The organism is Candidatus Methylacidiphilales bacterium, assembly GCA_033875315.1.
Classification (GTDB): Bacteria; Verrucomicrobiota; Verrucomicrobiia; order Methylacidiphilales; family CAZTYG01; genus JANRJG01.
Genome location: JANRJG010000026.1, coordinates 39,614 through 52,178, shown reverse-complemented (window position 1 = coordinate 52,178; position 12,565 = coordinate 39,614). Strand labels below are relative to the sequence as shown.

Genomic DNA, 12,565 nt, shown 5'->3' with positions numbered 1-12,565 from the left:
TTTTTTTTAATGCAATGGCACCGCCGGGGATGCCCAGAGTTGGGAAATCAAAGCGACTGGCTGTATTGGAAGACGAGCAGGGCCCCGACGACGGTCAGGATTATGCCGATGATCAGGCCGCCGATCCAAAGCATTTTGGATTGCTCGATTTCCGCTTCCACGCTGACAGATGCGCCCGCCGGGGTGTCGGCCTGTTGGACCAAACGGCGCTTGGCGTCTTCCATCTGCTCGATGAGTTCGTTGTAACTTTGGAAACGGTCATCCGGCTGGCGGGCCATCGCCCGGGTGATGGCGTAGGTGGTCTGGTCGGAAACCGAGGGGGCGTACGTTTTCAGGGGCAACGGAGTGTCGCTCAGGTGCTTGGCCGCCACCAACTCGGCGGTTTTGGCATCGAAGGGCGGTCGCCCGGCCAGGGCGTGGTAGAGGGAAACGCCCAGCGAATACATGTCGCTGCGGAAGTCCTCGACTTTACCCTCGAGTCGTTCGGGTGAGACGTAATAGGGCGTGCCCCAGATTTCCGCGCCAGCGGCGGCTTCGGCAGTCTCCGGGGTGAGGGCGAGTCCGAAGTCCACCACTTTGGGCACTCCGTTGGCCCCAATGAGGATGTTGCCGGGTTTGATGTCGCGGTGGATCAGTCCCCCGCGTTGGAGGGCAAAATTCAAACCGGAGGCCACGCCGATCGCGATGTCGATGACCTTCTCCTCGTGCATCTGTTGCTCGTCCATGATCTCGTCGTCGAAGGTGTGCTTCCCGATGTACTCCATGACGAGGTAGTATTGACCCTCATGCTCGCCGAAAGCGAAGACCTGGACGATGTTGGGGTGGGTGAGGGAGGCGGTGATTTCGACTTCGCGAAGGAAGTTGGCGATGAACTTTCGGTCCTCGCTCAGTTCGCGTTTCAGCACCTTGATGGCGACGACGCGGTTGAGGTTGAGGTCCTGGGCCAGATAGACGACGCCCATGCCGCCCTCGCCCAGGGTGTTGTCGAGTCGGTAATGGTGGAAGGTGCGGGTGACCGGGGCGTGTTGGCCGCAGGTGGGGCACTCAATTTCAGATCCGACGGCGAGGTCGCCGACATCAACCAACTGGCCGCAGCCCGGGCAGACGAGGATGTTGGGGGCGGATTCGTTCACGAAGATGAAGGAAATACCCGTTGAGTGCCTAGGCGGCAACTCTATACTTGAAAACAAATGACCAATGAAGGTGCCGCAGCCGGAGAGGCCGGGATGATGGAGGCAGATGCGAACAGCGGCCCGAAGTGCCATGTCGTGCTGCCGGGAGAGGTGCGGGAGCGTGCGGACAAGGTGTTGGCCCGGGCCTGGGGGGAGTCGCGCAGCCGGATCAAGGCCTGGTTGGATGGCGGTTGGGTGGAAGGAGACGGGAGGGTCTTGGAGGGCAAGGAGAAGCTGCCTGCGGGAACCCGGGTCATCGCGCGTCCGCCCCTTCCCGAACCGTCCGGGGTGGTTCCAGAAAACATCCCCTTGGACATCCTCCATGAAGATACCGATTTGGTGGTGATCAACAAACCGTCCGGCTTGGTGGTTCATCCCGGAGCGGGGCAATGTACAGGCACCCTGGTTTCCGCACTTTTGCACCATTGTGCGGGGGAACTCTCGGGCATTGGCGGTGTGGAGCGACCGGGCATCGTGCACCGTTTGGACCGGGAAACCAGCGGGGTTTTGGTGGTGGCCAAGAATGACCGGGCGCACCGAGGGTTGGCCGGGCAATTCAAGGACCGTTTGACCCGGAAAACGTATCAGGCATTTCTCCTTGGAACGCCAACCCGTCCCGCCGGGATCTGGCAGGAGCCGATTGGCCGGCATTCCCAACAAAGGCAAAAAATGACGGTGCGGACGGATGGCAGGGCATCGCGCACGGATTACCGGGTGGAACAATCATGGTCGCGCTGTTGCCGGGTGATGCTGGATCTGCATACCGGCCGCACACACCAGATCCGGGTGCATGCTTCCCACGCCGGCCATGCCGTGGTGGGGGACCGGATTTATGGACGACAACCTGCCTGGGTGGCTGAAGCGGGCGTGGTCCGGCACCTGCTGCACGCCTGGCGGTTGGAGTTCCAACATCCACGCTCGCACAAAACGCTTTCCATCACCGCACCGCTTCCCGAAGATTTCCTGGCTTTCGAAAAGACCCTCTCATGAATCTCCCCGGGCACGAACTTCTGACGGCTTATCTGCAAAGCCGCTACCGATTGGGTGAGCGTGAGCTGGAATTGCCGGCTCCAGTGGTGGCGGTCTTGCGGGCCTACCGACGTCCGGGGACGACATCAACACCGGCTCCAGCCCGGCCCACCCCCCGCACCACGACCGAATCGGCGCCCGTGGTGACGTCGCGCAGGGTGGCCTCTCCATCCTCGAGTCCTTCAAACGCCCGGGAGCGTTTGCAAACTCCATCCCGTCCAGCGGTGGTCGCTCCCCTCGCACTCCCCGAGGGGACCAAGCAGCAGCGACTGGACTTCATCGCTGCTGCGATCCAGGCCGACACCCAGTGCCGGATGCTCTTCCAGCGGAGCAAAAACATGGTTTTTGGTGTGGGTTCTCCCGACGCCGCCATCCTCTTCGTCGGTGAGGCTCCCGGTGAAGAGGAGGATCTCCAAGGAGAACCCTTCGTCGGGCGGGCGGGGCAATTGCTTACGAAAATGATCCAGGCGATGGGCCTGCAGCGTTCCGGGGTGTACATCGCCAACGTCTGCAAGTATCGACCGGACATGCCCGAGGGGGCGACGGGCAACCGCAAGCCGACTTCGGCAGAAATGGCGGCCTGCCTGCCCTACCTGCGGTCGCAGATTTCCGTCATCGGCCCGCAGGCCATCGTGGCCTTGGGCGCCACCGCTGTGGAAGGGTTGTTTTCGTTGCCACGGGCACCGATCATGAAAATGCGTGGGGAGTGGATGGAATGGGAGGGCATCCCCGTCATGCCGACCTATCATCCAGCCTACTTGCTTCGCAACGAAAGTGTTCTGGAAAAGCGCAAGGTTTGGGAGGATCTGCTCCAAGTGATGGAAAAGACCGGGCTTCCCGTCTCGGAAAAGCAGCGCAACTTTTTCCGGAAAGCATCGTGAAGAATCCATACCCAGGCCGGATTCCCCGGGTACTCTGTGTCCTCACCACCCTGCCGGATGCAGGTGCGGCCCGGCGATTGGCGGCTGCCATCCTGGACTCCGGCACGGCCGCCTGCGCCACCCTCTGTCCCGGGTGGGAGTCGCATTATGTTTGGAAAAACAAGCGGCAAAAGGCTCGCGAAGTCGGGCTCCTGTGTAAAACCACCGCCCAAGCCAGAAAGGACCTTTTTGGCGTCATCCGACAACACCATCCCTATGAGGTCCCGGAAATCCTGGCCTGGGTCCTATCGGCAGTGGATCCGGATTATGCGCGCTGGGTGGGAAAGCAGGTGGGCAAGGGAAACCGCCTGTCGGTTCAAAAACTCAAATCAAACTAATTTTGAACGTTTTTTGTGTGAAAAGGTCCAACACCTGTAGACTATTGGAGCGGGAGCGCGTTTCCTCGTGGGACTTTCATGTGACCCACCTCCTTGCGCGCTCCCGCTCTTTTTTTGCCATACTCCGTCAGAGGCGCTGAAACCGACTTGTCATGGGATTTTAACATAGCGAGGCTTGCCGTCTGTAGCCTTCTTGGAAAGCTCTTCCCGTCCCTATGGGTTCCAAAATTCTTATCATCGATGACGAACCGGATGTGGCCGATCTGGTGGCGATGAATCTGAGGGGTGAGGGTTACAAAGTTCTGACAGCGGACAATGGGGAGGCCGGACTGGCCAAAGCCAAGTCCGAGTCCCCCAACCTGATCGTCCTCGACTTGATGTTGCCCAAAATGTCCGGCCTGGAAGTCTGCAAGGCCCTGAAGCGCGAGGCCGGCACGGCCAAGATCCCGATCATCATGCTCACGGCCAAATCCGACGAGGTGGACCGCATCGTCGGCCTCGAATTGGGGGCCGATGACTACGTCACCAAGCCCTTCAGTCCGCGCGAGCTCCTGCTGCGCATCCAGTCCGTCCTGCGTCGCAGCCAGGCCGGCGGGGATAAGCAGGAACGGATCAAAGTCGGGGATCTGCACTTGGACCACAGCCGTCATGAAGTGCTGGTGCGGGGTGAACGGATCGACCTGACCGCTACGGAATTCCGCCTTCTGGCCATCTTGATGGAACGTCGCGGCCGGGTACAGACCCGGGACCGCCTGCTCAATGATGTCTGGGGTTACGAGAGTGTGATTGATACCCGGACGGTGGATACCCACATCCGGCGCCTGCGGGAGAAGCTGGGACCCTTGGCGGATTATGTGGAGACGGTACGCGGGGTGGGCTACCGCATGAGTGAGAGCATTCCGGCGTGAGCCGCAAAAAAGCAGTTGCGCCTTTCGGGGGAAACCCGTTGGATTCCGATCCGCCTGATGCCGGGCTCTATGGCCTCCTGACAAGAGGGCAGGGGCAGAGCGGCGGTTCCCGGGCGGATACATGAATATCAGTTCCTTTGACCTGGCTTTGGCGGCCGCTGCCGTCGTGGTTGCCGGTCTGCTTTACTTCAAGATTTACCTTCCCATCCGCCGGGTGGCCCAGTTGGTTCAGGGCTTGGTCGAGGAAAAATCGCGCGGTGGCTATGTGCGCAGCGGGGTCTTCGGGCTGCCGGAGATCATCACCGGTCTGGAGGAAATCGACCACCGTTTGGAAAGCCTCCGCGCCTCCGCCCGCCAGGAGGGGTTCGGCCTCAAGACCATTCTGTCCAGCATGGCGGAAGGGGTCATCATCACCGACCGCGACCGCGTGATCCGCCTGGCCAACCAGGCCTTCACCCGTATGTTCCGGGTCCATGGCGAGCCGGTGGGACGCCGGGCCTTCGACGTCATCCTGCATGCCGATGTCCACACCATCATGGACCGGGCTTTCCAGGGCAAGGGAGAAACCACCGGTGAAATCATCATCCAGGAAATGATCGGCGTCGACACCAGCCGCTCGGTCTTCCAGCTCAACGCCTCCGCCCTGCGGGGCGAGGATGACGAGATCCGCGGGTTGGTGCTGGTTTTCCACGACATCACCCGCATCAAGCAACTGGAGGACTTGAGGCGTGAGTTTGTGGCCAACGTGTCCCACGAACTGCGCACCCCGCTGGCCATTTTCCACGGCTATCTTGAAACCCTCCTCCACAATCCGACCACGCCCCACGACGAAGTCACACGTGTGCTCCAAGTGTTGAAGCGGCACTCCGACCGTCTGAACGCCCTGGTCGACGACCTCCTGACCCTGGCGCGTTTGGAATCCGGACGTATCCGCCTGGAGTGCGTCACCGTGCAGGTGCGTCCCTTTCTCGAACGCATCCGCGATGACTGGCGGAAAACCTTTGAACAAAAGAACTGCCGCTTGGAGTTGGCGACCCCGATTGACCCTCCTTTGGTCGAACTCGATCCGCTCCGCTTGGAACAGGTCATCTACAACCTTTTGGACAATGCCCTCAAGTATTCCGACCCCGGCAAGACCGTCGTTTTCGGCACCCTGCCCGTGACCGGTGGCGAGACCGCACGCTTTTTCGTCCGCGATGCCGGGGTGGGGATCCCATCGGATAAAATCGGCAACATCTTCCAACGATTCTACCGGGTCGACCGCGCCCGCTCCCGGGAGATGGGAGGAACCGGATTGGGCCTGGCCATTGTGAAGCACATCGTCCAGCTCCACGGGGGCTGCGTGGCGGCCGAGAGCGAGGTGGGCAAGGGAACGACCATCACCTTCGACCTGCCCCGTCACCGTCCTTTGGGCTCCCCCGCCGGAGTGGAGTCCGCCTCGACCCTGGGGTGACACCCGTTCGGGCTTGCCTCCCGACGCAGGAGGCGTTAAGTGGTTGGATTCTCCAACAAATCTCCAACCCCTCAAACCAGCACCTCCCTATGCCGATCCATCCCAATGTTGTTTCCACCGTGGGCCGCACGCCCCTCGTCAAGCTCAACCGAGTGACTGCGGGTCTTGACGCCACCATCGCCCTCAAGTGCGAATTTTTCAACCCGCTTGGCAGTGTCAAGGACCGCATCGGGGCGGCCATGATCGAGCAGGCGGAAAAAGACGGTGTGCTTACGCCCGGAACCACCATCATCGAGCCCACCTCGGGCAACACTGGTATTGCCCTGGCCTTCGTGGCCGCGGCCAAGGGTTACAAGCTTGTCCTGACCATGCCCGAAAGCATGAGTTTGGAGCGCCGCACCCTCCTCGCCCTCCTCGGGGCCCAACTGGTCCTGACCCCGGCGGCCGAAGGCATGAAGGGAGCGATCGCCCGCGCCGAGGCCCTGCAGAAAGAAACCCCCGGTTCATGGATTCCCCAGCAGTTCAAGAATCCTGCCAACCCCGCTGTCCACCGCCGCACCACCGCCGAGGAAATCTGGGCCGACACCGATGGACGTGTCGACATCCTGGTCTCCGCCGTCGGCACCGGCGGCACCATCACCGGAGTGGCCGAAGTGATCAAAGGGCGCAAGAAGGATTTCCAGGCCATCGCCGTTGAGCCCAAGGACTCGCCCGTCATCACCCAGACCCGACGGGGCGAGCCGCTCAAACCCGGCCCGCACAAGATCCAGGGAACCGGGGCCGGGTTCGTGCCTGACAACCTGCACCTCGATATCGTCGATGACGTTGTCCAGGTGACGAACGACGAAGCCCTGGAGATGGCCCGCCGCCTTTCCAGTGAGGAAGGCCTGATGGTGGGGATTTCCACCGGGGCCAACGTCCATGCCGCCATCGAGGTGGCCCGGCGTCCGGAGAACAAGGGCAAGCTCATCGTCACCATTGGTTGCAGCACGGGCGAACGTTACCTGAGCACGGCACTGGCCGATGCGGCACGCAAGGCCGTTGGTGGTTGAGCCCGGCTCCTCGATGCAGCCCCGAATCCTAACATTCCTGGCCGTGAAACCGCTCTGTTTGTTGGTGGTTTCGGCTCTGGCCGTCGTGCCCCTGGGGGCGGAGCCCGATGGCAAGCAGCCGGTACCGATCCCCGAAGCCATGCAGCAGATGGTCTGGGACAATTCCAAGCTCTCCGACTTCCGGCTGGAAGGTATGGTCCGCACGGACAAAAACCTCCATCCCATCATCCTGCGTACCCGCGGCCGGGAAATGGTCTATGAATTCCAGAAGCAACCCCTGCAGATCCGCGTGGTCATGACCGAGAGCGGCAGCGTGATCCAGCGCAGGAAATCCGCCACCGCGGACTGGGTTGCGGTCACGGGCAAGGAACGTTTGGCCCGCATCCTGGATTCCGACGTGGCCTACGAGGATCTGGGCCTCGACTTTCTGCGCTGGCGCCAGATCCGGCCGCTCGGGGCCGACAGCATCAAGACCCTTGCGGCATGGTCCTACGAGGCCGTCCCGGCTGTGATGAGCAATTACGCCAAGGCCCGCTACTGGATCAGTTCGGAGTACCTCGCCGTCCTCCGTGTCGATGCCTATAATCCAGAGGGATCGGTGATCAAACGGGTCGAGGTCAACGGGGTGATGAAGGTGGGAGCGGTCTACACGATCAAGGAAATGCAGATCTCGAACATGATCCCGGGCCGCGACCTATCGGCTTCGCGCACCTACATTGAAATCCGCAAGGCCGAGCCCGGTTCGGGTTTGTAGTCCGGAACGTTCTTTCCCCGGATTTATTCCTTGGCGCAATTCGCCGCTTCGCGGTTAAATGGGGCCGGTGACCTTCAACATCGACCTCCATACCCATTCGCGGTTTTCCGCCGACGGCGTCTCGGATCCCGAGGACATGGTCATCCAGGCCAGGCGGTTGGGACTCCATGGTTTTGCCATCACCGACCACAACACCTGTGCTTGCGTCGACTACTTCCTGCAGCATGGGCACATGCGCGAAGATGGGCAGGCCGTGGATGGATTGCTGATCATTCCGGGCCAGGAAATCACCACCTCCGCCGGCCATCTTCTGGCACTCGGTGTCCATCTGCCCGATCTCAAAGGCATCAGTGCCGCCGAAGCCGTGGCCCTGATCCACCAGGCGGGCGGGTTGGCCATCCCGCCCCATCCCTACGACCTCTTCCGTGCCGGCATCCGCGAGCCCGTCTTGGACGCTCTACCGATCGATGCCCTGGAAGTGTTCAATGCCGCAACGACCCTGCGCCGTTACAACCGTTACGCCTTCGAATATGCCCAACGTCGCGGGTTGCCCATGACGGCGGGCAGTGATGCCCACCATGTGGAGGCCCTGGGTGTGGCTTACAGCATGGTGGAGAGCGAGGAGCTGGCCTTGCGTCCGGTGTTGGAGGCGATCAAGCGCGGTCCGGCCTTGCAACAAAACTACATGACGCCGAAGGATGCCTTCAAAAAGACCTGGAACAACGTCTTCCGTCTGGGTCGCAGGCGCGGTCGCAAGTTGTCCCCGGTGAAGTGACTCCATGGCAGGTTCTTCCCCGGCTTGGCCGGTCTTTCGGGTAGTCATTTGGATCAACATCCTCCTGGCCGCTGGTTCACTGGCCTGTAGATGGTGGGAACTTCCCGATTGGCCCCACCTGTACCTGCCCTTGGATTGGGAAAGCCTGATGGCCGGACGTTGGTGGTCCTGCTTCACCTACATGTGGATTCACGCCCCTTTCGAAGGCGTGGGGGTCTTCCACATTGTGTGCAACATGACCACGCTGGCACCTTTCGGGCGGGCGGTGGAGGGGGTGCTGGGCCGGGGACGCTTTTGGGCGCTCTACCTCAGCGGCGGACTGGGCGGTGCTGCCGGTTTTGTCCTGGAAACATTCATCCGGCAGGAATGGTGCGGAGTGCCGGAAGGCGGCCACCCGGGCATGGTCGGGGCCAGTGCCGCAGTCCTGGGCGTGGTGACCGCTTTTGCCCTGCTTTTCCCCCAGGCACGCATGGGCTTGATGTTTTTGCCCTTCCGCCTCCGGGCCGGCTGGTTCCTGTTGGGGTTTGCCTTGTTAAGCACAGCCTTTTTGTTTGTACCTGCTGCGGGCTTCATCGCCCACTCCGCCCATCTCGGGGGAATGCTGGGGGGGTGGCTCTGCATGCGATACGGAGTGGGAATGCGACGCGATCCGCAGGAAATTCGTTATTAAAGGTTTATCTGTATAAAGGTTGACTTTTTACGCCTAAATTCGTAAAAGGTGGACTCTTATGAACTTCCGTAAAGTTCCATTCATCGCGGCTGGTCTGATTTTGGGCATGGTGGTTTCCTTGGAAGCCCAACAGGTGGCCCCTCCACCTGCCCCGCGTCCCTGGCATGCCGATACCGCGCCCACTCCGACGACGTCAACTTCGGAACCGAAGACCGAACCGAATGGAAGTCGCCTCAAGGTTTCTTCTGCTGCAGCGGAAGAAGCAGAGGCAGCGCAAAAGCCCCGTTTCAATGTGGATGCCCCGCTGCGCGACCGCTCCGGCTATTACATCGGAGCCAGTTTGGGAGCGAATATTGCCCAAGATAACGATGTGAATGCCCCGGGACTTTCTCTCTCCGGCGATATCGCTCCGGTTGGCGGTCTCAAATTGGGTTACGTGTATCCTTTCGACAACGAGCCCATCGAGCAATTCCAGACCGAGACCGGCGGTATCGGACTCCGCCTGGCTGGCGCTCTCGAGGCCGAGGTGTTCTACTTGCGCAACGAATCCGAGGCCACGATTGGTGGGGTCGCTCGTGATTTTTCCATCGATGCCGGTTACTTCATGTTCAATGCCTTCCTGAAGGCAAAGGTGGGCAAGGCCGGCTTTTACGCTGGTCCCGGAGTCGGGATAGCTCTGACCCATACATCCGGTTCAGCGATCAATGGAGATCAGGACGAGGCGAATCTGGCTTACCAAATGGTTGGAGGTGCCGAGTACCTTTTCCATCCTGACTGGGCCGTGTTCGCGGAGTACAAATGGCTCATCACCGACGATTTCGACCTCGATATGAACGGGGCCGGCCAGACTGATTTCGGCATGTTCGAACAACATCTGTTCAGCCTGGGCATCAAACGCCTCTTCTGATCAGGGCATTGGGAGGCCCTTAAGGTTTTCCAGGGCGTTGGCGGCGGAAGAAGCTTCGGCCGCTTTTTTGCTCGTGCCCGTTCCTCGGCCGATTTCCAATCCTTCGGAGCGGCAGGAAACGACATATTGTTTCTCATGGTCCGGACCGGATTCTTCCAGCAATTGGTATTCCGGGGTTGTCTTGCCCGAAGCCTGGAGCCATTCCTGCAGGGCGCCTTTGGCATTGAAATCGTCCGGAGCCCGGGCTTCGGCCTCGATCCAAGCCGATAAAGAGGCCTCGATCCAGGCCAAGGCCAGGCTGTACCCACCATCGAGGAAGATGGCCCCGAGCACGGCTTCGAAAGCGTCAGCCAGATTCGAACTTCTGGAGCGACCTTGGTTTTTCAATTCCCCCCGGCCGAGGATGAGGTGGTTCCCGAGGTCGTACCTTTTGGCCACCGTTTCCAAGGCCGTGCGATTGACCAGGCGAGCCCGCAGCCGGGTGAGCCGGCCTTCGTCCCAGCGGGGGAATTTCTTATACAACATTTCGGAAAGCGCCAATTGCAGCACGGCGTCGCCGAGAAATTCCAACCTCTGGTTGTCCATGCCCCGGCGTGGAGCCTCGTGCCGGACCGATGGATGGGTCAAGGCCATGCGAAGCAGGGAGGCATCCTGGAAGCGGTAGCCCAGGGCCTCCTGCAAGGGATCCAGATTGGGTGGGTCAGTTTTCATGGCGCGAGCGGGGATGGAAGGTGCGGTGGACCGATCGCAGACGGGCCTGGTCGACGTGGGTGTAGATTTCGGTGGTGGCCAGTTGGGCGTGGCCGAGCAGTTCCTGGATGATGCGCAGATCCGCACCGTGGGTCAGGAGATGGGTGGCGAAGGAGTGGCGCAGGAGGTGCGGATAGATGTTCTTGCGGATGTCGGCCCGTCGCATGGCTTCCTTGACGATCCCCCAGATCCGGGCCGGGGTCAACTTCCGCCCGTGGCGCCCGAGGAAGACCTCCCCTCCTGTGCGCGAGGCCACCAAGGCCGGACGACCGTCCTTGAGGTAGGCGCGGAGAACCTCGATGGCCCGGCTGCCCAGCAGGACCAGCCGTTCCTTGTTGCCCTTGCCGACGACCCGGGCCGTTCCTTCATCCAAATCCAGCCATTCAAGCCGGAGGATGACCAGTTCACCCACCCGCATGCCGCTGGCATAAAAGGTCTCCAATACCGCCCGGTTGCGCAGGCCGAGCGGCCCGGCGGGCCATTCCACTTTCAGGAGGGTGTCGATTTCGGTCTCGTCCAGGGTCTCCGGCAGCTTGGCCGGGACTTTGGGCAGCTCGAGGAGGGAGGAAAGGTCGCGCGGGATTTTTTTCTCCCGGTGGAGGTGCCGGAGAAAATTCCTCAAAGCCACCACCTCGATCTTTTGTGTGGCGGGTGAGGCGTGGCGTCTTTTTTTCTGCTCGGCCAGATAGTCCTGAAGGTGAGCGGTTCCGAGACTCTCCCAACCGGTGCCCGGGTGTTGGCGATCCATCCATTGATGGAAACGTTCCAAGACGATCCGGTGCATGATCTGGGTGTTGGGTGCGTGGCCCCGCTCCATCGCCAGCCAAGCCAGGCAGGCCTCCAGGTCATTGCGGTCGGTCATGTTGCGGCAACCGTCCCCCGATTCAGCCGTTGGCGGAAAAGTCGAGCGGCCGGCCGGTCAGGATGGCAAAGGCCTCACGGTATTTGGCCTGGGTACCGGAGACGATTTCACGCGGCAAATCCGGGCCCGGCGGTTGCTGGTTCCAGTCCTTGAGGGTGAGGAGGTAGTCGCGGACGAATTGCTTGTCAAAGCTCGGTTGGGAGCGACCGGGTTGGTAGTTGAGCAAGGGCCAGAAGCGGCTGCTGTCCGGGGTCAGGCACTCATCGATCAGCAGAAGCTCACCCTCCGGGGTGTGGCCGAATTCAAACTTCGTGTCGGCGATGATGATGCCCCGCTCGATGGCATAAGCGTGGGCGTCTTGGTAAAGGGCCAATGAACGATCACGGAGGGTATGATAAAGTTCGTCACCGACGAGATTCCTGGCTTCGGTTTCGGTCAGGGGTTGGTCGTGACCGGCGGCGGCCTTGGTCGTCGGGGTGAAGAGGGGTTCGGGCAGCCGTTCGGATTCGACCAGACCCGCGGGCAGGGTCAGGCCTTGGATACGTCCGCTCTGTTGGTAGTCCTTCCAGCCCGATCCGGAAAGATAGCCGCGGACCACACATTCCATCGGAACGGTCTTGGCCTGCCTGCAGACGGTGAGCCGGTGATGCCAGGCGTTCGGCATGATTTCCTCGGGAAGTTCGTAGCCGATGACATGGTGCGGAACTCGGTTCTGGAAGCGGTCGAACCAGAACCGCGACAATTGGGTCAGGATGGCCCCCTTGCCGGGAATGGTCGTGGGGAGGATGACGTCGAAGGCCGAAATCCGGTCGCTGGCCACGAGGAGGATGCGATCCTCCCAGCGATAGACGTCACGCACCTTGCCTTGATGGATGCGCACAGGTTCTGGCATCGAACAGGGTTACCGTGAGAGGGGGGCGATAGCAACTGCAACTTGGCCGGGGCCAGTAGTTGGGCAGGAGGCGACGGCGTAAT

At 61.1% G+C, this 12,565-nt stretch carries 14 protein-coding genes; 10 read left to right on the top strand and 4 right to left on the bottom strand.

The window, feature by feature from the left end; genetic code table 11:
* Positions 1-47: 47 nt before the first annotated feature.
* The gene (locus SFU85_08045) at positions 48-1,133 is read right to left on the bottom strand and encodes a serine/threonine-protein kinase (protein ID MDX6766727.1); all 1,086 of its coding nucleotides are present in this window, start codon (positions 1,131-1,133) and stop codon (positions 48-50) included.
* 57 nt (positions 1,134-1,190) lie between these two features.
* Between SFU85_08045 and SFU85_08040 the strand changes: the two genes are divergently transcribed.
* From SFU85_08040 to SFU85_07995, 10 genes are all read left to right on the top strand, one after another.
* Entirely contained in the window at positions 1,191-2,162 is a 972-nt protein-coding gene (locus SFU85_08040; GenBank protein ID MDX6766726.1) for an RluA family pseudouridine synthase, read from the top strand.
* The gene (locus SFU85_08035) at positions 2,159-3,082 is read left to right on the top strand and encodes a uracil-DNA glycosylase (protein MDX6766725.1); all 924 of its coding nucleotides are present in this window, start codon (positions 2,159-2,161) and stop codon (positions 3,080-3,082) included. Before SFU85_08040 ends, SFU85_08035 begins: the two co-directional genes overlap by 4 nt.
* The gene (cutA, locus tag SFU85_08030) at positions 3,079-3,459 is read left to right on the top strand and encodes a divalent-cation tolerance protein CutA (GenBank protein MDX6766724.1); all 381 of its coding nucleotides are present in this window, start codon (positions 3,079-3,081) and stop codon (positions 3,457-3,459) included. Before SFU85_08035 ends, cutA begins: the two co-directional genes overlap by 4 nt.
* 215 nt (positions 3,460-3,674) lie before the next feature.
* The gene (locus tag SFU85_08025) at positions 3,675-4,367 is read left to right on the top strand and encodes a response regulator (protein ID MDX6766723.1); all 693 of its coding nucleotides are present in this window, start codon (positions 3,675-3,677) and stop codon (positions 4,365-4,367) included.
* Between the two features lie 121 nt (positions 4,368-4,488).
* Positions 4,489-5,820 (top strand): ATP-binding protein, encoded by a 1,332-nt coding sequence (locus SFU85_08020; GenBank protein ID MDX6766722.1) that lies wholly within the window; start codon positions 4,489-4,491, stop codon positions 5,818-5,820.
* An 89-nt stretch (positions 5,821-5,909) separates the two neighbouring features.
* A complete protein-coding gene (cysK, locus tag SFU85_08015; GenBank protein MDX6766721.1) occupies positions 5,910-6,872 on the top strand; it encodes a cysteine synthase A in 963 nt (320 codons plus the stop codon).
* Positions 6,873-6,915: 43 nt separating this feature from the next.
* The gene (locus SFU85_08010; protein ID MDX6766720.1) at positions 6,916-7,626 is read left to right on the top strand and encodes an outer membrane lipoprotein-sorting protein; all 711 of its coding nucleotides are present in this window, start codon (positions 6,916-6,918) and stop codon (positions 7,624-7,626) included.
* A gap of 67 nt (positions 7,627-7,693) precedes the next feature.
* On the top strand, positions 7,694-8,401 hold the full coding sequence (locus SFU85_08005) for a PHP domain-containing protein (protein ID MDX6766719.1): 708 nt from the start codon (positions 7,694-7,696) through the stop codon (positions 8,399-8,401).
* Between the two features lie 4 nt (positions 8,402-8,405).
* On the top strand, positions 8,406-9,071 hold the full coding sequence (locus SFU85_08000) for a rhomboid family intramembrane serine protease (GenBank protein MDX6766718.1): 666 nt from the start codon (positions 8,406-8,408) through the stop codon (positions 9,069-9,071).
* Positions 9,072-9,129: 58 nt separating this feature from the next.
* Entirely contained in the window at positions 9,130-9,978 is an 849-nt protein-coding gene (locus tag SFU85_07995) for an outer membrane beta-barrel protein (GenBank protein MDX6766717.1), read from the top strand.
* Here SFU85_07995 and rnc read toward each other — a convergent pair whose 3' ends face one another.
* The 3 genes from rnc to SFU85_07980 are packed head-to-tail and all read right to left on the bottom strand — an operon-like array spanning position 9,979 to position 12,482.
* Positions 9,979-10,689 carry a ribonuclease III gene (gene rnc, locus SFU85_07990; GenBank protein MDX6766716.1) on the bottom strand — a complete coding sequence of 237 codons (711 nt, stop codon included), beginning with the start codon at positions 10,687-10,689 and terminating at the stop codon, positions 9,979-9,981. It abuts the gene before it with no gap.
* Positions 10,679-11,590 (bottom strand): tyrosine recombinase, encoded by a 912-nt coding sequence (locus SFU85_07985; protein ID MDX6766715.1) that lies wholly within the window; start codon positions 11,588-11,590, stop codon positions 10,679-10,681. Before SFU85_07985 ends, rnc begins: the two co-directional genes overlap by 11 nt.
* A gap of 22 nt (positions 11,591-11,612) precedes the next feature.
* A complete protein-coding gene (locus SFU85_07980; GenBank protein MDX6766714.1) occupies positions 11,613-12,482 on the bottom strand; it encodes a phosphoribosylaminoimidazolesuccinocarboxamide synthase in 870 nt (289 codons plus the stop codon).
* Positions 12,483-12,565 lie beyond the last annotated feature (83 nt).

Coding starts and splice junctions, on each gene's coding strand:
- SFU85_08040 (MDX6766726.1), top strand. CDS start 1,191: ATGACCAATGAAGGTGCCGCAGCCGGAGAGGCCGGGATGATGGAGGCA.
- SFU85_08035 (MDX6766725.1), top strand. CDS start 2,159: ATGAATCTCCCCGGGCACGAACTTCTGACGGCTTATCTGCAAAGCCGC.
- SFU85_08025 (MDX6766723.1), top strand. CDS start 3,675: ATGGGTTCCAAAATTCTTATCATCGATGACGAACCGGATGTGGCCGAT.
- SFU85_08020 (MDX6766722.1), top strand. CDS start 4,489: ATGAATATCAGTTCCTTTGACCTGGCTTTGGCGGCCGCTGCCGTCGTG.
- cysK (MDX6766721.1), top strand. CDS start 5,910: ATGCCGATCCATCCCAATGTTGTTTCCACCGTGGGCCGCACGCCCCTC.
- SFU85_08000 (MDX6766718.1), top strand. CDS start 8,406: ATGGCAGGTTCTTCCCCGGCTTGGCCGGTCTTTCGGGTAGTCATTTGG.
- SFU85_07995 (MDX6766717.1), top strand. CDS start 9,130: ATGAACTTCCGTAAAGTTCCATTCATCGCGGCTGGTCTGATTTTGGGC.
- rnc (MDX6766716.1), bottom strand. CDS start 10,689: ATGAAAACTGACCCACCCAATCTGGATCCCTTGCAGGAGGCCCTGGGC.
- SFU85_07985 (MDX6766715.1), bottom strand. CDS start 11,590: ATGACCGACCGCAATGACCTGGAGGCCTGCCTGGCTTGGCTGGCGATG.
- SFU85_07980 (MDX6766714.1), bottom strand. CDS start 12,482: ATGCCAGAACCTGTGCGCATCCATCAAGGCAAGGTGCGTGACGTCTAT.